This is a genomic window from Ruminiclostridium papyrosolvens DSM 2782, from assembly GCF_029318685.1.
Classification (GTDB): Bacteria; Bacillota; Clostridia; order Acetivibrionales; family DSM-1351; genus Ruminiclostridium; species Ruminiclostridium papyrosolvens.
In genome coordinates this window covers 4396342-4414707 of the sequence record NZ_CP119677.1, presented here as the reverse complement: position 1 = coordinate 4414707, position 18366 = coordinate 4396342, and the positions used below count along the sequence as shown (strand labels likewise).

Annotated in this window: 24 protein-coding genes and 2 pseudogenes; 23 read left to right on the top strand and 3 right to left on the bottom strand. The window is 35.4% G+C overall.

All coding sequences use genetic code 11. The features are described 5' to 3' along the window. Positions 1 to 124: 124 nt before the first annotated feature. The 14 genes and pseudogenes from P0092_RS19495 to P0092_RS22195 form a co-directional block, all read left to right on the top strand. Positions 125 to 679 carry a mismatch-specific DNA-glycosylase gene (locus P0092_RS19495; protein ID WP_004622406.1) on the top strand — a complete coding sequence of 185 codons (555 nt, stop codon included), beginning with the start codon at positions 125 to 127 and terminating at the stop codon, positions 677 to 679. 13 nt (positions 680 to 692) lie between these two features. Further along, a complete protein-coding gene (locus P0092_RS19490) occupies positions 693 to 899 on the top strand; it encodes a ferritin family protein (RefSeq protein WP_004622408.1) in 207 nt (68 codons plus the stop codon). Positions 900 to 1078: 179 nt separating this feature from the next. Continuing rightward, positions 1079 to 2467 (top strand): 23S rRNA (uracil(1939)-C(5))-methyltransferase RlmD, encoded by a 1389-nt coding sequence (gene rlmD, locus P0092_RS19485; protein ID WP_004622410.1) that lies wholly within the window; start codon positions 1079 to 1081, stop codon positions 2465 to 2467. Positions 2468 to 2999: 532 nt separating this feature from the next. Continuing rightward, positions 3000 to 4034 (top strand): hypothetical protein, encoded by a 1035-nt coding sequence (locus tag P0092_RS19480; protein ID WP_004622411.1) that lies wholly within the window; start codon positions 3000 to 3002, stop codon positions 4032 to 4034. Positions 4035 to 4242: 208 nt separating this feature from the next. Then, positions 4243 to 4782, top strand: a complete 540-nt coding sequence (locus P0092_RS19475; RefSeq protein ID WP_004622413.1) for a sigma-70 family RNA polymerase sigma factor — start codon at positions 4243 to 4245, stop codon at positions 4780 to 4782. Between the two features lie 20 nt (positions 4783 to 4802). Then, on the top strand, positions 4803 to 5774 hold the full coding sequence (locus P0092_RS19470; protein WP_004622415.1) for a DUF4179 domain-containing protein: 972 nt from the start codon (positions 4803 to 4805) through the stop codon (positions 5772 to 5774). Between the two features lie 153 nt (positions 5775 to 5927). Next, entirely contained in the window at positions 5928 to 6053 is a 126-nt protein-coding gene (locus P0092_RS19465) for a DUF4829 domain-containing protein (RefSeq protein WP_081580300.1), read from the top strand. A gap of 141 nt (positions 6054 to 6194) precedes the next feature. Continuing rightward, entirely contained in the window at positions 6195 to 6830 is a 636-nt protein-coding gene (locus tag P0092_RS19460; RefSeq protein ID WP_004622417.1) for an accessory gene regulator ArgB-like protein, read from the top strand. A 707-nt stretch (positions 6831 to 7537) separates the two neighbouring features. Next, complete coding sequence (locus tag P0092_RS19455; protein WP_004622418.1) at positions 7538 to 8059, top strand: hypothetical protein; 522 nt, start codon at positions 7538 to 7540, stop codon at positions 8057 to 8059. Between the two features lie 298 nt (positions 8060 to 8357). After that, on the top strand, positions 8358 to 8600 hold the full coding sequence (locus P0092_RS19450; RefSeq protein WP_004622420.1) for a hypothetical protein: 243 nt from the start codon (positions 8358 to 8360) through the stop codon (positions 8598 to 8600). A gap of 116 nt (positions 8601 to 8716) precedes the next feature. After that, positions 8717 to 9199, top strand: coding sequence for a hypothetical protein (locus P0092_RS19445; protein WP_004622422.1), 483 nt, complete (start codon positions 8717 to 8719; stop codon positions 9197 to 9199). 325 nt (positions 9200 to 9524) lie between these two features. Further along, positions 9525 to 9878: an IS66 family insertion sequence element accessory protein TnpA gene (gene tnpA, locus P0092_RS19440; RefSeq protein WP_004622424.1), complete on the top strand. Its 354-nt coding sequence runs from the start codon at positions 9525 to 9527 to the stop codon at positions 9876 to 9878. After that, a complete protein-coding gene (gene tnpB, locus P0092_RS19435) occupies positions 9871 to 10080 on the top strand; it encodes an IS66 family insertion sequence element accessory protein TnpB (RefSeq protein WP_081580301.1) in 210 nt (69 codons plus the stop codon). The genes tnpA and tnpB overlap by 8 nt, the downstream gene beginning before the upstream one ends. A gap of 41 nt (positions 10081 to 10121) precedes the next feature. Further along, positions 10122 to 10217 (top strand): annotated as a pseudogene (locus P0092_RS22195) (hypothetical protein); the annotation flags it as partial. 207 nt (positions 10218 to 10424) lie between these two features. Here P0092_RS22195 and P0092_RS19430 read toward each other — a convergent pair. Beyond that, the gene (locus P0092_RS19430) at positions 10425 to 10559 is read right to left on the bottom strand and encodes a hypothetical protein (RefSeq protein WP_276187240.1); all 135 of its coding nucleotides are present in this window, start codon (positions 10557 to 10559) and stop codon (positions 10425 to 10427) included. Between P0092_RS19430 and tnpC the strand changes: the two genes are divergently transcribed. Then, positions 10526 to 11899 (top strand): IS66 family transposase, encoded by a 1374-nt coding sequence (gene tnpC, locus P0092_RS19425; RefSeq protein ID WP_242831809.1) that lies wholly within the window; start codon positions 10526 to 10528, stop codon positions 11897 to 11899. The two genes, P0092_RS19430 and tnpC, sit on opposite strands and share 34 nt — an antisense overlap. Before the next feature lie 278 nt (positions 11900 to 12177). On the opposite strand, the gene P0092_RS19420 is transcribed toward tnpC, so the two are convergent. Next, positions 12178 to 12504, bottom strand: coding sequence for a helix-turn-helix domain-containing protein (locus P0092_RS19420; RefSeq protein ID WP_004622430.1), 327 nt, complete (start codon positions 12502 to 12504; stop codon positions 12178 to 12180). 215 nt (positions 12505 to 12719) lie between these two features. Here P0092_RS19420 and P0092_RS19415 point away from each other — a divergent pair, with 215 nt between their 5' ends. Together P0092_RS19415 and P0092_RS19410 are read left to right on the top strand one after the other, a co-directional pair. Further along, positions 12720 to 13529: a hypothetical protein gene (locus P0092_RS19415; RefSeq protein ID WP_004622432.1), complete on the top strand. Its 810-nt coding sequence runs from the start codon at positions 12720 to 12722 to the stop codon at positions 13527 to 13529. Positions 13530 to 13557: 28 nt separating this feature from the next. Next, entirely contained in the window at positions 13558 to 13692 is a 135-nt protein-coding gene (locus tag P0092_RS19410; protein ID WP_004622434.1) for a cyclic lactone autoinducer peptide, read from the top strand. 135 nt (positions 13693 to 13827) lie between these two features. Here the strand turns inward: P0092_RS19410 and P0092_RS19405 are convergent, their stop codons facing one another. After that, a complete protein-coding gene (locus P0092_RS19405) occupies positions 13828 to 14229 on the bottom strand; it encodes a helix-turn-helix domain-containing protein (RefSeq protein WP_004622435.1) in 402 nt (133 codons plus the stop codon). 961 nt (positions 14230 to 15190) lie between these two features. Here P0092_RS19405 and P0092_RS19400 point away from each other — a divergent pair. The 6 genes and pseudogenes from P0092_RS19400 to P0092_RS22190 form a co-directional block, all read left to right on the top strand. Beyond that, entirely contained in the window at positions 15191 to 15385 is a 195-nt protein-coding gene (locus P0092_RS19400; protein ID WP_004622437.1) for a hypothetical protein, read from the top strand. An 8-nt stretch (positions 15386 to 15393) separates the two neighbouring features. Beyond that, positions 15394 to 16311, top strand: coding sequence for a DNA adenine methylase (locus P0092_RS19395; RefSeq protein WP_004622439.1), 918 nt, complete (start codon positions 15394 to 15396; stop codon positions 16309 to 16311). 28 nt (positions 16312 to 16339) lie between these two features. After that, positions 16340 to 16759 (top strand): AbrB/MazE/SpoVT family DNA-binding domain-containing protein, encoded by a 420-nt coding sequence (locus tag P0092_RS19390; protein ID WP_004622441.1) that lies wholly within the window; start codon positions 16340 to 16342, stop codon positions 16757 to 16759. After that, on the top strand, positions 16752 to 17042 hold the full coding sequence (locus tag P0092_RS19385) for a hypothetical protein (RefSeq protein WP_004622443.1): 291 nt from the start codon (positions 16752 to 16754) through the stop codon (positions 17040 to 17042). Before P0092_RS19390 ends, P0092_RS19385 begins: the two co-directional genes overlap by 8 nt. Then, entirely contained in the window at positions 17039 to 17623 is a 585-nt protein-coding gene (locus P0092_RS19380) for a hypothetical protein (RefSeq protein ID WP_004622445.1), read from the top strand. The genes P0092_RS19385 and P0092_RS19380 overlap by 4 nt, the downstream gene beginning before the upstream one ends. A 95-nt stretch (positions 17624 to 17718) precedes the next feature. Further along, a pseudogene (locus P0092_RS22190) lies at positions 17719 to 18297 on the top strand (S-layer homology domain-containing protein); the annotation flags it as partial. Positions 18298 to 18366 lie beyond the last annotated feature (69 nt).

Genomic DNA, 18366 nt, shown 5'->3' with positions numbered 1-18366 from the left:
GTTTACAAGTTTATAGATTTGCCTTGATAAAAAGTTTTATTCAATCAATATTTACATAAAAAAACTACAAAATGCTAAATATAAAGAAAAGCACTCCGTAGTTTTTACCTTTTGGAGGAATACTATGGATAATTTTAGTTTTGAAAAGCCGCTGCCAGACATCCTTGCGCCGGGACTTAAAGTTGTTTTTATAGGTTATAATCCGGGCTTGCTTTCTGCCAAAAACAGGCACCACTATTCGCATAAAAGCAACAGATTCTGGAGATTTTTATTTGAAGCAGGTCTGACACCTGTCAGATTTCAGCCGGAGGATGACAGGAAAATACTTGAATTGGGATATGGCTCCACAAATATTGTTGACAGGCAGACTAAAGCTGCCAATGATATCGGCGCAGATGAAGTTATTGAAGGTTCGGCAAACCTCTACAGGCTTTTGGATACTTTAAAACCCAGAGTTGCCTGCTATGTAGGGATTGGGGTTTACCGTGCATTTGCTTCTTGCATTTTGAAGATGTCTGCGTCCAGAATTAATGTTACTCCCGGGCTTCAATTGGATAGCTTACAAGAAGCTACCTTGGATTTTGTCTGTTACAGTACAAGCGGGCTCAATACAGTTCCTTTTGCCGAACAATGCAAGTGCTTTGCTGATTTGAAAAAACTTTTGGATTCTATTGGGTAATGGAGGAGATTTTATGAACGAAAATGAAATTGAACTTACCACGTATGACAGACTTTTGAGAGCATGGGAAAACTCCATGGAGTTGGTAAGGGATTACGAAATGTACTCAAAAAGGATTGAAGATGAAAAGATTAAGCAGGTGTTCAAGGATTTTGCCCAAGACGAGGGAATGCATGCCAGTAAGCTTCGTAATATCCTGCTGGATTACAAAAGACAGTAATAATGAGTTTATTTGTTATAACAAGATAGATAAAATTATCTAAAAGCTTTGGCATGGTTAACGGGTACTGATTTTTGCCATGCCAAGGTTTTTGTTTTTTGTGGGTTCTGTCTATATTTATCTATCAGGCCAAATATGGTATTATATTGGTTATAAATTAAGGAAATGGTGGATGACCAATGAAACAGCCTTCTCAAAAGATATTTTCACAGAATAAAACATTTAATATTGATATAACCGGGTTAACTCATGAAGGACAGGGTGTAGGAAAGATTGAGGGTTTTGTGGTTTTTGTTGACGGAGTTCTTCCCGGAGAAAATGTTGACATCAAAATAGTTAAACAAACCAAGAGCTATGCAGTGGGGCGGCTTGTTAATATAAAGAATTCTTCAGCTGACAGAGTAAAGCCATTTTGCCCCGTTTATGACAAATGTGGAGGTTGTGCGGTTCAGCACATGTCATATCAGGCACAGCTTGATTTTAAAAAAGATACTGTTCTGCAAAATATCAGAAGAATTGGCGGTTTACAGAATATTAAAGTTAATAACACTATTGGAATGGAAAACCCATTTAAGTATAGGAATAAGGTTCAATACCCGGTTGGCTCTGATAAGGGTGATATCAGAATAGGGTTCTATGAAACAAGGTCTCATAATATTATTGACAGCAATTTGTGCGATATTCAGCCTGATGAGAGTAATAACATCAGGGACGTTGTTAGAGATTTTTGTAAGGATGAGGGTATAGCTATTTATGATGAGAAAACCGGAAAAGGGCTTCTTCGCCACGTAATGGTCAGGAAGGGCTTTAAAACCGAAGAAATTATGGTGGTGCTGGTTGTTAACGGAAATAAACTGGCAAAATCCGACGAGCTGGTTAATAAGCTGCTTGAATATTTTCCTGATATTAAGAGCATTATTTTAAATGTGAATACCAGAAACACCAATATTATTCTTGGTGATAAGAATATTTGTATTTATGGACAGAAGTACATAACTGACTATATTGGAAGCTTCAAGTTTGAGATTTCTCCTTTGTCATTTTTTCAGGTCAATCCGATTCAAACAGAAGTGCTGTATGAAAAGGCTCTTGAATATGCAGGCCTTTCCGGGAATGAAACGGTTTTTGACCTTTACTGCGGCATCGGAACTATTTCGCTTTTTCTTTCGCAAAAGGCAAAGCACGTTGTAGGCGTAGAGGTTGTTGCTGATGCTATTTGTGATGCTAAAAGAAATGCTGAAATCAATGGTGTCTCAAATGTGGAATTCTTGGTGGGAGAGGCAGAGAAGGTTATTCCTGAGCTGTACGCACAGGGAGTAAAAGCGGATGTGGTAGTTGTTGACCCACCAAGAAAAGGCTGTGACCAGTTGCTGCTTAATACTTTGGTTGAAATGCAGCCACAGCGGATTGTTTACGTAAGCTGTAACCCGTCCACGCTGGCAAGGGACCTTAAGTACCTGACGGAGCATGGGTTTGAGGCGAAGGAAGTACAGCCGGTTGATATGTTCCCGTGGACGGGGCACGTAGAGAGCATAATATGGATGCAACTAGTGGATAAAAACAAATAGCAGATAATTTGAACACAATATATAGTGGTTTTTAGTGAAAAAATGGGCAAAAATAGGGTGGAAATGACCTGTGTTTTGAGCCCTTTTTTGATGGATTTATGGATGCAAGGGGAATTTTTATGGATGGAGGCGAGTTTTTAGTGAAATGGTGATGACAAAACCCATGGAGGATAAATTTGAACAGGTGTAAAGCCTTTAAAATTTTAGTAATAATTATAATTAAAATAGTCGAAAAGGTAAATGGTTTATAAAGATCATAGATTGCTTATTGGATTGCTGGATAGTGTGTAATTAAATGATGGCATCTGTTAATTTACTATTTTGTTTCTTATATCATATATATTAAGAAAGTTAGCATATCACACTATATAAAAAATACATAAATAGAAAAATTTGACATTGAGGAATATTTTTTGTATAATATCCACATGAAATTATAATTTTCCGTTTACAATTAGTAGAATTTTGGTCGGCCTACCTTCAGCTATATTTGTAAAAATCAAACATTATTTTTAAGGAGTACACAATTTTTATGAAAGCATCATTAAAGTTATTTTTTGTAGGTATTCTCACTGCTTCGATTATACTAAGTTCAAGTAGTACTTTTGCTCAAGAAAGTAATACTGTAGCTGTTGCTAGTGACAAAGAGAAAATAATTAGTAAACTTTTAAATGCAGGATTCACATCTCAACAAATTAACGACCTTCCAGAGTCTGAATTGCTTACATATAAGGATGGTGAAATAGTATCTGCTGACACGAGATATTACAGAATATCACGACAACGTGAAGAAAAAAGTACTTTTCACAGTAAGAATGTAGAAAATAATGATTCTGTTGAAGAGACAAGTAAAGTAATTGATGAAGGGACTAGTAAGGTAACTGAACTGACAAAAGAACAGTGTCTTTATGAAGTACAGGAATACAATAAAAAAAATAGTCAATCACAATATGTTACAAATTCGCCAACGGGTGGCACCTTTACAACAATGGGTATTTATGATAGTGGACTTGATTACGAAACCGATACTGATGGATGGATAACAATGAATTTACTTGTTACACACGTAAGTGGGACAAAGTACAAACTTTCTGCTCAATGGACATGGCTTACAGTTCCAGATTACACACAAACAGATGTTATCGGACTTGGTCATGATGATGGATTGACTAAAACTAACGATCCTATTTATAGCTACTTCAAAGATGATTGGAAAAATGGTTGGCAAAGTGTTAGTAGTGGTACAGATACGAATACTACGCCAGAAAAATCTTTGAATGACTCTGGTGGGGCAGTAGTATCTTATAAACTTTACTCTCATGATTCAACTGTTAATGGGGGCTATTGGCGTGAAAATTATCGTGGCTATATGAGTTATTATGTAAATGTGAATGATACTTCAAGAAGATATGTTAGTGTTTATGCAAAATACGCACATCAGCAAACAACTTGGGCAATTTCGCCGTCTATTTCGTGGCCATTGTCAATAGGATTTAGTGTACAAAGTTCAGAAAAATTTGACTTTATGAGCCCAAATCCATATTGTAGTGTACATGTAAATTATTAACCTAATTTATAATTTATATGTGTTGAAAAGACAGGACTAAAATGTCCTGTTTTTTATTGCAGTGAGAATCTTACGTTAGCCGTGGTATTTTATAAACTTTCTTTAATAAAGAATGATAATAATATATTTATTAAAACTAAAACCATTTTAGTTAAACTGTTGTCTAATTATATAGGAGGCAAAAGTTTACATTGTAAGGAGCTGCCACATGAATCAGGTAGATTTAGAAAAAGCCGTGAAAGCTATAAATGGAGATAAAATAGCATCTTCAGAATTAATACTTGAAAGGAAGGAAGATATTTATAGGATAGCATACGTATATATGAGAAATGAAAATGATGCTTTGGATGTTTTGCACGATACTATATATAGATCATATATTTCAATTAAAAAATTAAAAAATCCTAAGTTTTTTAATACATGGCTTACAAGAATTGTAATAAACTGTTCATTGAATGCTTTGAAAAGAAAGAAAAAGATTAATGATAATGAAGATAAAATGCTTAATGAGGATATAAAAGATATTAATACTGAAAACACAGAGGATAGTATTATTTCAGGGATAGATTTGATGACATCAATTGAACGATTAGCTTTTAGCGAAAAAACAATTGTGATTCTAAAGTACTTTCAGGACTTAACTGTATCTCAAATCTCAGAGGTATTATCCTGCCCGATAGGAACCGTAAAAACTCGCCTCAATAGGGCACTAAAACTTTTACGAACTGATGTAGAGTCTAAAATTTAGGAAACTAGGAGGAGTTTAAAATGCAGAAAAAATCGTATGATAGTATTACTATGCCGGAAAGATTAGTTGAAGTAGCGAATTCGGCAATCAAAAGAGGACAAACAACATTTTTATTAAAACGTAGCTTTACAATTATTATTTCAACATTTATATTGTTAATGGGTTTATTTGGAACCTGCTATGCATCACCTACAGTTGCAAAAGTTTTTTCTAAAGTTCCATTTGTGGGCTCTGTTTTTTTACAATTTACAGATGAAGGACTCAAAACAGTAAGTAAAGAGGGATTTACCAATTTTACTGGTATGGAGGTTACAAAACAAAATGGAACTGTTGCATTAAATGAGATTTACTATGATAAATCTGAAATTAGTTTCGGCTTGGCATTAAAAGGCGTTAATCCATATACTAATTCTTTACAGTATTTATTATACAATAAGGATAAGTTGATTTCTGGTAGCTTTAATGGAGGAATTAAAGATGAACCTAAAGGAATTTACTTGATATCGTTGAAAACTAGTGTTCCAATTGATTTACCGGATACTTTTGATCTGAAACTTATTGTTAAGGAAACAAAGGACTTAAAAAGAGCGTTTGAGTTTCACGTCCCATTAAGTAGAACTAGATCAGATGTGAAAACAAAAGAATATTCAATTATGAAGTCTTTTAAATCTAGTAATAAAAAAGTATTTATTAGAAAAATATCATTTACTCCTGCAGCAGTATGTGTAGACTTTGATTACACAAGACCAAGTGAGGATACTGACTTTTCTTTGAAGCTTTTTATTGAAAATGGTGAGCAGATTCAATTAAATTCTCTTACAGGAACTGAACAAAATAATGAACATAGTGTAACTAGTAAAACTAATTCTTATCATGCAGTTTTTAATCCTGCAACAAATGTTCCTGATAAATTAAGGCTTGATATTATAGATACTTTTGAAGAAAAAACTATTTTATCTACTGAATTTGAGGTAGTAACAAGTAAACCTTAATTACATTAACCTGTTTAATTAATTAACAGTTTTTTATTGACCTTTAATAAAAATTAATCAAATGAGATTATAATGAATTACAAGCAATAATAATACTAAATAGATGTCAGGGAAATGAACAGAGACAACGAGAATGGTTAGTGAATAAGTTAGTTGATAAAGTATAATAATGAAGATGAAAAAAAGGCTACAGAGAACAGCGGGGAAAAGACAAAATGGTTTGTAGTAGTTAAACTGACAAAGGAATCTCCCTGGCTAATTGATGAAATAGGATATTAATTAAATGTAAATGATGAACAAACCATGTATAGAGGGAAATCACCTTATGCATGGTTTTTATTTTATAGTTCATAAGTGATATACCTGTTATAGATTATATACAATAAATAGTATATAATCTTTTTTGTGGGAGTGTATATATTGCGATTTATAAATAAGTGGTCATATTCTTGTGCGAAGGGTTTAGCGGGTATACTTGAGGAAAACCACCAAAAAAAAGCTGAATATTATTTCGGATTTCAAGTAGCTCTCGGGGGCATTGTTAAAACTGTTTTACTTGTGGCTGTTTCCATGATGTTAGGAGTGTTAATTCCTACACTTATAATATCGATATCCTTTGCATTGCTTCGAAAAGTAGCAGGAGGCTACCACATGGATACATATGGTAAATGCTTGTTTGTATCAATAGCACTATTTGTTATTGCAGCACTGATTGCAAAGCATACCTACCGGTATTGGAGTATTGTATGGCTGGCAATTATGATAACCTTAACATTTACAATAGGCCTGTATGTATTGATTAGGTACGCACCAAGGGATACACCCAATAGATTAATTACAGACCCTAAAGAGAGAAGGAAATTTAAATCCTTATCCATTGCATATATATGTATATGGTTAGCGGTGGTTACAGCATTAACAGTATTTGAAATGAAAATGTATACTCTTTTGCTATGCTTTAGTATTTTGCAGGAATTATTTGCAATAACGCCAACAGGACATAAGTTTTTTGACAAAATAAAGTATGGGCTGTCTCAAAAGCTGAAATCTTTCTAGTACATACTTTTTATGGCAAAGATACTTATTTAGTAATAATCATTCCATCTACGTAAAAGATTTTCCTGAATAAAAACAGTCAGTGAAAAGCCGTTATTTTGTTTTTATTGACTGTTTTTTGCGTTATATTAATACGTAATTTTCATTCTCAAAACTTATATAAATAATCTTTTATATACCCCATAAAATTACATTATATTCAGCTTTTGCATGATAATATTTACTTGTTATCAATCAATAGATGGAGTGTCAATTAAATGGAGGTAAGATACTAATAAAGAAAACTGCGATTACAAAATATATACAAAAACAACTACAAGAAGATAGCTGAATAATTAAGTCTTAGAGAGCATATTGGCTCGTTTATGGTTAAACAAGTAAAAGAAAGCAAATAAAACAGCCACCTTATATGGATACTAAATAGTTTTTTGATCCACGATTTTTTCAGAGTTAGAGTGTCACGTGTAAGTATCATGCCCTTATAGGACTTACTCAGCTCATCAGTTTACTTGACCCCGTAATAAATTTTTAGATTAATTTGACTTTATCTAGGTAAAGATATATTATGAAACTAGTATACATATTATTACATTTAATACATATTTATGAATTTTACATGCCCTAGAAAGGAGGATTTCCGTAATATGTATACACGTTAATAATAAACTTAAAAATCAAAGGAATAAAACATTGGAGGTAACTAGCATATGAAGAAAAAAATATTAGCTTTAATTGCATGTCTAACTATTCTACTATCAAGTTTATCTATACGTGCAGAAGTTCTGCCAAATTATAATAACGTTAAACTTGAATCATACAGTTTAAATGATGCTCAAAACAATGCTGAAATACAAAAATATTTGCAAGAGAATGGTTATTCTGAGAAAGTAGCCAAATTCATTAGCCAGGGTTCTAGATCTTTACCTGAATATAAAATAAATAGCGAATTAAATTCTAGTACTACATTGAGTAAAGATGTTAAGGCTAAACTAAGTGAAAAATATAATTTAGTTGAGCCAGAAGAAAAACCTGTCAAAACGATTGTGCTAGTTAAAACAAAAGGTGATTCTAATAATACTTTGTTGAAAGCTAATGCTATAGGTAATGTTTGGCTCTTGCAGTACCCTGTTACTGATACAAATTTTAGTATTAACGTTTTAAATGTAGGTTCAGATCATCTCGATTCCATATATGGTTATGTTCAAAAATATAATTTAAAAGAGCTATAATTGGGCATTAGATACAAGTAAAAATGTTAGTAGAACACAAGTTGGAACAGGGAATGTTTTTTCTTGGACAACTGCTAAAAATTTTGTTGAAGAAAAGTTTGAATATGATATAACAGTTACCGAAGACGGTGTTACGTGGTCATATGATAATATTGGTGATAACGATATAACCAGATATAACTTCTCTGTTGGTGCTTATAGTTCAATAACAGCTAATGGTGGTGAACGACACCACTTAGTATCAAGCAGTGCTTTATCTAAAGCAGGATTTAATACAAATACTGCTGCCGCCATAAGAATGATTACGAGAGACCATGCAAATACGTCAAGTTGGGGAAGTGGTACAGAACAATCAAATTTCAGGATAAAAGAGTTAACCCTGATTCAGTCAGGCAATTACCAGCAATTACTTCAGTTAGAAGTAGACGGATTAAAAAGGTCAGTGGATTCGGAAGGTATATATCCCAATTTACAGCAAAAGTATTATGATGAAGTTTTGGTAGCACTTTTTATTATGGAAGAATACTTTGGAATAAATTAATAAATAACCGTTAATGAAACACTTTTAAATTACATATTTAAGTTTTATTATAAGATGAAGAGATTTTATATATTTCTCTTCATCTTATAATAATTTATAAAGGAAGCTGATGAAAAATGTTTAAAATAGACTTAAAGCCACGTACTGGCATTGATAAAATACAATTAGGTATGACAAAGGATGAGCTAAGAAAAATAGAAATAGAGAGCGGTATATTATTTGAAAAAAAATATTTCGGTTGTCTTCGGGTTTGCTATGATGATGAAGGTCTTTTGAATTTTATCGAAATTGCTAATCCTTATTCTGATTTATTTAAAGTGTTTTTTGAAGACATTGATATATTTAATACTAAAGCTGAAGAACTTGTAGAATTCATATCAAAATTCGGTAATTATGATAGAGAAAATGATGATTCAAAATTTGGATATCAATATGTATTTAAAGATATTGGGTTAAGTCTTTGGCGGCCAAATGTGTTTAAAAAGGAATATTTAGATGAAATTTGGTTTCAAAATTATTCCATGGAATTGCAAGAAGATGAAATGAAATACTGGTATTTCCAATCAGTTTCAATAGCTGTAGATGGCTATTGGGGTTGATTTATAACGAATACGTTTAAAGGGTTTAATAGCTGATGCTGCCATACGGTAAACTCAAAATAGCTTATTCATTTATGAAAATAGTAATAATACCTTTAATGTTTCTTTTATGGGCGAAAACGAAGGTGGGACGAAGGGTTCAAAATATTAGTAAGAAAAATCAAGTAACGTTTCAATACAATCGTTATATAACACTGCCAAGAGCTCAAAATAAGTAAATGGTAAACCTCACGTGCCTACAAATGTATAGTTAAATGTGCGATAATCGTGAAAAGTGTGAAAAGTTGGCACCAACTTTTCACACTTTTCACAAGGAGGACACACTATGGATACAAGATTGGCAACCACAAATATTCGAATTCAACAATGGGCAGCTGTTTTCAAGTCAAAAGCTGAGTCTGGATTGACAGTAGATGAATACTGTGACAAGAATGGTATTACCCGAAATGCCTATTACTACTGGCTACGAAGAGCCAGAATTGCAGCATTGGAAAATACCCAGACAACATTTGTTGAATTGAAAGCTCCGGAAACAGAAGCTTTTCCACAAGCACCAACGGCCATTCATTCTTTCATACCTCAGCTTACCATAGAGAAGAATGGCCTTGTTATCGGGGTCAATTCTAACACAACAAAAGAACTGCTTGCACTGGCATTAGAGGTTGTCTCCTATGTTTAACGATGCAACAGGCTTCAAGCGAATCTTCATCGCATGTGGATACACTGACTTACGGCGTGGTATTGATGGTCTGGCTGCCACAATTAAAAATGACTTCCATATGGATCCCTATGAACAGGGAAACATCTTTTTGTTCTGCGGCAGGCGTACCGATCGCATGAAAGCATTGGTTTATGAGGGAGATGTGCGTATAAGCGCTTAGCCAACGGACGGTTCCAATGGCCCCGTAACGAGGTCGAGGTAAAAGCAATCACTACCCAGCAGTATCGGTGGTTGATGGACGGCCTTGCCATTGAGCAGAAAAAGACAATCAAAAAGGTAACTCCCAGCATGATTTAATGGTCGGCCTCGATATATGTTTTACCTTTATCGCTTGATATTTGTTGTTCATATTATCGCTGAAGTGCCCATAAATACTGGCTTTTTGGCCGGTTTTGTGGTATACTTGAGTTATGGAAAAACAAACAATTTCAAGAGATGAACTTCATAAAATACCACATGATCTTCTGGTTGATATGTTTCTTCAATTAAACTCTTCTTTAACAATTATGCAGCAACAGAACGAGACACTGATAAAGCAGGTGTCCAGCCTTCAGGAGAGCATAGCCGTACTGACACAGCAGCGTTTCGGACGGAAGACAGAAAAACTGTCGGAGATGCCAGGACAGCTATCTCTGGCATTTGATTCCTCTGATGCAGTCAATGAAGCGGAAGTGCGTACCGATGACGGAATTTTGGAAGAACCGGAAATCCAAACAGTGGTTACCCGCCTGAAGGCTAAAACCAAAGGAAAACGGGAAGCAGACCTAGCTGGTATAGAGACTATTGTCGAACCTGCTATTACCATTCCAGAGGAACAACTTACAGAGCTGTTCCCTAGGGGGTATCACCAACTTCCGTATGAAGTCTACAAGGATCTTGAGTACCAACCGGCAATGTTTGTCGTACATGAACATCACATTGCAGTCTATGCCGGAAATGGGGATACCGGTGTTGTCCGTGCAGACAGACCGGATCGTCTTCTGAAAAATAGTATTCTCACCACCTCCCTTGCGGCAGGCATCTTCGAAGAAAAGTATGTGAATCATAGCCCATACAACCGCATCGAAGCCAGCTTCAAATGCAAGGATGCCAATATCGCACGGCAGAACATGGCCGGATGGATGATTACAATCTATGACCGATATCTGCGTCCGCTTGGCAGGGAGTTCCACAAAGAACTGCTGAAAAGCAAGCTAATCCACTGTGATGAGACACCATTCAAGATGCCGGATAATGGCCGAGGTCCGAATTCCAAAGAATATATGTGGGTATACCATACATGTGAACGATATGACTCACCGCCAATCTTCATCTATGATTACCAGCAGACCAGAAAAGCCGAAAATCCCAGAAACTTTCTGGATAGATACAAAGGGATTCTGATGACGGACGGCTATCAGGTATATCATACCCTGGCAGAAGAACGGCCGGATGAACTGAAGGTCGCAGGATGCTGGGCTCATGCCAAGCATAAGTTTACTGAAATCGTGAAATCTGTCGGAGCGAAAACCTCGAATGGAATAATAGCCGATAAAGCAAATCGCCGTATTTCCGCCATCTATCATGTAGACAACATGTATAAGGAATCATCCTTAGAGGAACGATTGGATAACCGTAAGAATTCCGTAAAGCCTCTTGTGGATGAATATTTTGCGTGGCTGAAAACATTACAGGGAAGTCCTGAGATTGACCAGTCATCCAAAACCGCAAAAGCAATCAATTATTCCATTAACCAGGAACCGTATTTACGTCTTTTCCTGACGAATGCCATAATTCCACTGGATAATAACGATGCGGAACGTAGCATCAGAACCTTCTGTGTAGGTAAAAAGAACTGGCAGATCATTGATTCCAAGCAGGGAGCCGAAGCAAGTGCCATGCTCTACAGCATTGCAGAAACAGCAAAAGCAAACGGCTTAAAACCCTATGAGTACTTCCAGTATATCTTGCTTGGATCAGATGCTGCTGCATCTGGATGACAAACCTCAAGACTACATCGGTGACTTAGTTCCGTGGTCAAATAAGCTACCAGAAAGCTGCAAAAAACTAAAAAAGTGATTTAATAGTCGCCCTCAGGGCGGCTATTTTTAACTACGGACAAGTGGTTTACCATTTACCAAAATAATATCATCATTGTTCATATTGGGATAGAGTCATATGTTGGCTCTATTATTTTTTCTAATATAAACATTACACCAATGACATGTGTTTTATAATACTTCCCACAAAGAAAAAGCCTTGGTAATACAGTAAGGCTTCATTTTAACCTTTTCAGATGGGGGAGCATACTTTTAAGCATATCTGTAATAAGGGAAATTTCCTCTTTTGAGCATTTGCTAATAAGTTTTTGTAGCTTGGTTGTATTTATTTTACTATCCGGTGTACCTTTTATTAAGTAATCAAGGGATACGTGTAAGCAGTCGGATATATTTGTGATGGTTTCGAGACTCATTTTTTTCTCTCCTCGCTCTATCTGCCCAACAAAATTTATTGATAATTCCAACAATTCAGCGAACCTTTCACGGGTCAGACCTATGCTTTCTCTTTCATCCCGTATTCTTTTACCTATTTCCTTGTAGTTCATTAGAATTCCCTCCCAAGAATAACTTTACAGGGAAAGCTTGTATTCAAGAACCATATAATAGGGTGAATATTTTAATGCTAATAGCGTTTTAATGTATGTCGAAATATGCAACTAATCCTCGATAACTGGGTCTTTCTCTGATTGTATTTACTTTGAATACTTTTTGTCATAAAATAGAAATATTGATGAATTTATGGGAGGTAAATAATAATTATATGATAATGAATTTATATATACTGTTATTAGTATCATTGCCAGAAGCGTTTTTGAATTTAATTATAGCCTTACTTATTACAGGCAGAAAAGAAAATTTAAAAATAAACAGTAAGAATATTTTGAAATTCTCTACTGCTATAGCTTTAATGCTTACTTCATCGTGGGTTATTCGCCCTATATCGCCAAATATTATAACAAGTGTTACACTACACGTAATTGCATATTCACTAATATTAATGATTGTATATAAAATGAAGCTAATATATGCTTTGTTTGGGACATCATTCTTTTTTATGATAATTACTACAACAGAAGTTTTATATACATCCTATGTAATTACATATATATTTAAGGGAATGGAAAACTTTCAAAACGCATATCATTGGTATGTAATACTTGTTTTGCCTCAAAGAACTGTTCAGGTATTAGCAATAGCATTTTTATGGAAGCATGAGGTTCTGCTAGCCACGCGTATTAATCACCGATTCCATAAATTATTTTTGGCATCATTTTTATTGTTATCATTTGGAGAACAATCGCTTTATTTTGTTTACCTTGATTTTTGTGATAAGTTACCACTTGTCTATCAAGTAACATTCTCTGTATCTATGTTTGCGGTAGTATTGATACTCAATATTTTGATATTTAAATTAATTCACATGATAATAGGAAGCTTACTGGAAAATTCATACAAAATGTATACTGATTTTGAGGATGATGTAGGATTTGCCTTAGATGAAATACATTCGCTTCTGGTAAATAATCAGGTGGATGAGGCAGTTAAGCTTATTGAATTCCTTAATGAGTAAGTATTAAAACAGAGGGGAGGGAAAGATTATGAAGTCAAAAATCAAATTTTTGCTTACACCTTTGTCAATAATAATTACACTACTTGCGTTATCAGGTGTTTGCTCGGCATGTATGTCGTCATATTATCAGCCTAAAGCACCAAAGCATTTGAAAAAACACTAATGAATTTCATCGGAACAATATTTGGAGCCATGACAAAAACACCTTAGTATTATTAGGGTGTTTTGTTTTTTAGCCATCTTTTTTAAGAAAATTAGATTGTAATAATAAGGTTAATTCCGTTAATAAAATGAATTCTTAAAGGTGTTTTTCTTTTTTTGCCTGCTTGATTAGCTTATTTATAAGTACTTCAAATCGATTTATTTCAATATTTGAATCCTTCATTCTCACTGCCAGCTCAAGATAAGGGATAAACGCCTGATTATTCAAGTACTTTTCAAAGGCATATAATTCCGGACTGTAAGGCGTTCTTTTCCCAGAAGCCATTTCTTCAATATAATCAGTGATTCCGAGCATATAGTCAGAGGAAACATTAAAATACTTTGCAAATAGTATAATAGCATCAGGGTCAAGATTCCTAGTGCCTCGCTCATATTTTGAAATAGCTTCTCTGCTTTTGCCTAAAGCCTTTGCTACATCTTTTTGGGATTGTCCTTTAACATTGCGTAAACTTTTTACTCTCTCTGACAAAACATTCATTTTTAATCACCTCAATAGATAATTATAGATAAATATACCATTTTGTGCAATTTATTATCGTAAAATTGTAATTATTTTAGAATAATTACAAAATAAGGTTGACTGATATATGGGGGAGTATTATAATAAAAGTGGTACGAAGTGTACCAACTTTTAACAATTACTAACGACAAACTATCATAAAATGCACTTGATTTTCTTTAAATTAAGGTTGGTACACTTCTTTTATTTTTTAAGGTATTGGTATAAAGAAAATATTGAGGAATAGCCAATACAAAAAATCGTGTAAGGGGACTGACGGCACCCCCTTACACGATTTTTTAATAGAGATATTTATTTTTTGTATGCTTTATTAAGCTAAAGAATAAGCCTTTCAAGTTGTTTTATTTCAATTTTAGTATCTGACATTATCCACAGAAGACTGTAAATAAATGATACCAATGGTAAAAATTAATTGACTATTATAGGGTATAATATTATAATAAAGTGGTACAAAATGTACCACAAATTAACCTGAATATGAATGCATAAAACTTTTAAATCCACATAAAGTCCGGCAGGAGGGGGGTGTAAAATTTTGCGAACAGTACAAAAAAATGTGTTTTATATGCCCACTTAAAGAAGAATTAATTCCAATAAATTTTAAGTTTTGCCAGTAACTATAGAAACTACAGATATAATATATTGTTTCAAGCCAATGGCAATTTATATATATCATTCTCTCGATTTATGCTTTCATAATACACTCCTGCTAACGACACTCAATTTGGGTGTCATTTTTTTATAGTGTAAGTGTGTATAGTTGGAATTTAGTCAGATTTCATCCGAATTATTTATAATGAAGCAAATTCTTCTAAATAGACTTTCATAAGCTTTGTATGGCTTAAAAAATAAATAGTAATCAAAATGAGACACTGCCTTAAACTGCGGTGTCTTTTTTATTGACGGAAAGGAGAAAAAAGTGGATTTAAAGGGGAATATTCAAGAACCGAATAGTGTTCATGTGCAAAAAAGGCAGCTTTATTCTGTTTCGCTGCCAAAGGATACAAAGCAATGCAGGGGATGTCCATATCCGAGTGTTGGCTTCATTTGCTGGGCAACGGATGGCAGCTGTATGAGAACAGAGATTAATAAAATCAATGGGGCGAGGAGGTGACAATTTTATTGGATAGCGTTATTAGCTGGGTTGGAGGCAAAAGAGCTTTACGAGAGCTAATTTATATGAGAATGCCCAGAGACTTCGCTCGTTACATAGAGGTTTTCGGCGGAGGTGGCTGGGTGCTATTCGGCAGAACGCCGGATAAATGCATGGAGGTATACAATGATTTTAATTCAGATCTTGTAAACCTGTTCTGCTGTATAAAGGAAAGACCCTTTGCATTGCTAAAAGAGCTTAATTTTTTGCCATTAAACAGCAGAGACGACTTTACAGCTTTAAAAAAATATCTTGAAAAGGAGGATTTCACCAGTCAATATCTTCAGGAAGAGCTGGAGCTTGCACAGCACTATTTAAGTGACCCGCAGTTTGAGGAAATAAGGCTAATTCTTATTGAGAACGCTACAATGTGTGATGTAAAGCGTGCAGCTGCCTTTTTTAAGCTCATACGATACAGCTATGGAAGCGGATGCACCTCCTTTAGCTGTCAGCCCTTTGATATAAGAAAAACCTTTCATCTCATTTGGTCAGGCAGTCGGCGACTTAAAAACACCTTGATTGAAAACAAAGATTTTGAGGCATTAATCCTTCATTATGACAGGGATAATGCCTTTTTTTATATTGATCCGCCATATTTTGAAACGGAGGATCACTATGCAGTTAAATTCAGAAGGGAGGATCATGTACGTTTAAGAGATGTACTCACTGGCTGCCGTGGTAAATGGATGGTGTCATACAATGACTGCCAATATATACGTGAGCTGTATAAAGACTTTTTTATTGAGTCTGTCAGCCGATTGAATAATTTGGCTCAGAGATATGACAAGGGCTGTGAATATTCAGAGGTTATAATAACAAACTATGACACCTCACTATACAAGGCTAAGCCTACTCAGATGGGGCTTATTGATTTATCTGATGGCTGAAAATATTTATATTCAGAAGGAGAAAGCTATGAAAATGATTGAAATTGAAACCAGTGTTAATGAAATAGGAGAGGTTACCATACCAGCGGAGCTTATGCGTAAAATGGGCTTTGCTTCAGGAGATACGGTAAAGCTTTCATTTGTAAGTGCTTCAAAAGATGGTATGGAAAATAGTTTTAAGGAATTTGTTGTCACACCTGACGGTATTGCAAATATTCTTGAGGATAACCAGACAGAGCTGACCTTGCCGCTTGATATTCTGGAGAAGGCTGAAATTCCGTACAACAGCGACCTTGAGGTTATATGTGCTAAGGGTGCTGTTGTTATTACGGAGGCAGATTTGACAGACAGACTGTCAAAGGAGCTTCGTGAGCTGTTCGAGGATTTGGGCATAAGTAAGGATACTGTGAGTGAGGTTTTAAGAAATGGAGGACTAATGCATGAGTAAGGGAAAAAACATATACAAAATTATTGACTGTAAGGGACGTATCCTCATTCCAAAGGAGCTTCGGACTGCCGCAGAGATGGAAGCAGGCGATATTGTGAAGCTTGGACTTCATAAGGGAACAGTCATAGCTAAAAAGATGAATCTTATAGAGGTAGGAGATCAGACACCTGAAGCAAGGGAGGCATATGTGAGAGCGGCAATAAAAGAAATGTCGGAGGAAAAGCAGATTAATATTGCAGCCAGTATTCTGGAGCTTGTGGAACGCAGAAAGGAGCAGCTATGATAGAAAGAAATACTTTTACACAGGAGGACTGCTTAGAAACCGGGTATGCCATGTCTATTGCAGGCAGAGTTATTGTATTGAAGCAATCCTCACTGCCAGAGAAATATCAGAATTCATTGCATCAGCTGTATTTTTGCAATGGCGGTAACGGAAGCAATCCAAACCCAATAGGACGTTCGGTATTTACAGTAGCTCTTGCTGATGGAACTCATGTGCGGTGGAATCGAAGCGATGTACTTGGCACACTGAAGCCTAAACTATTGCCGGATTTGGCTCGGCTGCACCTGTCGCAAATCCGGCCTTGCAATGAAGTTGAACTAAGAGAAGCTGATCCTAAGTACAGCGGTTACAGCTTTCTTCCAGACGGAAGATATTCCGCAGGCGTGTGGCTGGCTGACGAAAAGGAGGCTATGAAGTACATAAAAATGCAGAAGGACTACCAGCACAGGGTAATGCTATGCGACCGGAATGACTTTTGTGTATTTGAAATGATAAAGGGAAAAGTGATTTATCCGTCTCAGGAGGTTATAGATGAATTTCTGTTGGGACAGCAGGATAGTGGGATGAATATCAAGCTTTAAGTAATCAGCGGTGAAAAATTAACACAGGATACAGAGCCAGCGTCAAAAAAATGACCATGGCTTTTTTTATTTAAAACATAGGAAGGAATGAATTTATGAAATGGAAGAGTAAAAATGTTTGTATTATGACACTTGTCATTTATTTTATACTGATAGGTAATGCTTATGCCAGTGCTAAACAGTTTCCCGATGCCATAAACCATTGGTCAAAGAAGGCAGTTACACATTTATCGCAAAAAGGTGTAATCAGCGGGTATCCTGACGGAACGGTCAGACCTGACGAAATAATCACGCGAGGTCAGTTTGCTTCAATGCTGGCAAAAAGCTTGAGAGTTGATATAACAATGACAGAAGAACCCCAACCCTTTAATGACATCTATCATCACTGGTCAGAGAGTTGCATTAAGACCCTAGTTGAAAGAGGTATTATTGCAAAGGCGGATTATGACGGCAGCATCAAGCCTGATAAGCCAATTACCCGTATTGAAATTATAAGGATGCTGGTAAGAGCAAGCGGAAAAAATGGTGAAGCAAGGAGCACTAACGGAAATACAGGCTTTAGGGACGATGCTGATATCAGCAGTGCAGACAGGGGCTATGTAATAATTGCAAAGCAAAACAATATTTTAGCCGGATATCCTGACAATACTCTTCGACCAAAGGGTGAAGCTACAAGGGCAGAAGCATTCCAGCTGATTGATAACCAGATGAAGCAAAACGAAAAGCAGGGTAACGAAACACCG

Coding starts and splice junctions, on each gene's coding strand:
- P0092_RS19390 (WP_004622441.1), top strand. CDS start 16,340: ATGAAAATGATTGAAATTGAAACCAGTGTTAATGAAATAGGAGAGGTT.
- P0092_RS19420 (WP_004622430.1), bottom strand. CDS start 12,504: ATGAACTACAAGGAAATAGGTAAAAGAATACGGGATGAAAGAGAAAGC.
- P0092_RS19470 (WP_004622415.1), top strand. CDS start 4,803: ATGCAGAAAAAATCGTATGATAGTATTACTATGCCGGAAAGATTAGTT.
- P0092_RS19415 (WP_004622432.1), top strand. CDS start 12,720: ATGATAATGAATTTATATATACTGTTATTAGTATCATTGCCAGAAGCG.
- rlmD (WP_004622410.1), top strand. CDS start 1,079: ATGAAACAGCCTTCTCAAAAGATATTTTCACAGAATAAAACATTTAAT.
- P0092_RS19480 (WP_004622411.1), top strand. CDS start 3,000: ATGAAAGCATCATTAAAGTTATTTTTTGTAGGTATTCTCACTGCTTCG.
- P0092_RS19450 (WP_004622420.1), top strand. CDS start 8,358: ATGATTACGAGAGACCATGCAAATACGTCAAGTTGGGGAAGTGGTACA.
- P0092_RS19445 (WP_004622422.1), top strand. CDS start 8,717: ATGTTTAAAATAGACTTAAAGCCACGTACTGGCATTGATAAAATACAA.
- P0092_RS19495 (WP_004622406.1), top strand. CDS start 125: ATGGATAATTTTAGTTTTGAAAAGCCGCTGCCAGACATCCTTGCGCCG.
- P0092_RS19490 (WP_004622408.1), top strand. CDS start 693: ATGAACGAAAATGAAATTGAACTTACCACGTATGACAGACTTTTGAGA.
- P0092_RS19410 (WP_004622434.1), top strand. CDS start 13,558: ATGAAGTCAAAAATCAAATTTTTGCTTACACCTTTGTCAATAATAATT.
- P0092_RS19430 (WP_276187240.1), bottom strand. CDS start 10,559: ATGCCAGAGATAGCTGTCCTGGCATCTCCGACAGTTTTTCTGTCTTCC.
- P0092_RS19475 (WP_004622413.1), top strand. CDS start 4,243: ATGAATCAGGTAGATTTAGAAAAAGCCGTGAAAGCTATAAATGGAGAT.
- tnpB (WP_081580301.1), top strand. CDS start 9,871: ATGTTTAACGATGCAACAGGCTTCAAGCGAATCTTCATCGCATGTGGA.
- P0092_RS19455 (WP_004622418.1), top strand. CDS start 7,538: ATGAAGAAAAAAATATTAGCTTTAATTGCATGTCTAACTATTCTACTA.
- tnpA (WP_004622424.1), top strand. CDS start 9,525: ATGGATACAAGATTGGCAACCACAAATATTCGAATTCAACAATGGGCA.
- P0092_RS19385 (WP_004622443.1), top strand. CDS start 16,752: ATGAGTAAGGGAAAAAACATATACAAAATTATTGACTGTAAGGGACGT.
- P0092_RS19380 (WP_004622445.1), top strand. CDS start 17,039: ATGATAGAAAGAAATACTTTTACACAGGAGGACTGCTTAGAAACCGGG.
- P0092_RS19405 (WP_004622435.1), bottom strand. CDS start 14,229: ATGAATGTTTTGTCAGAGAGAGTAAAAAGTTTACGCAATGTTAAAGGA.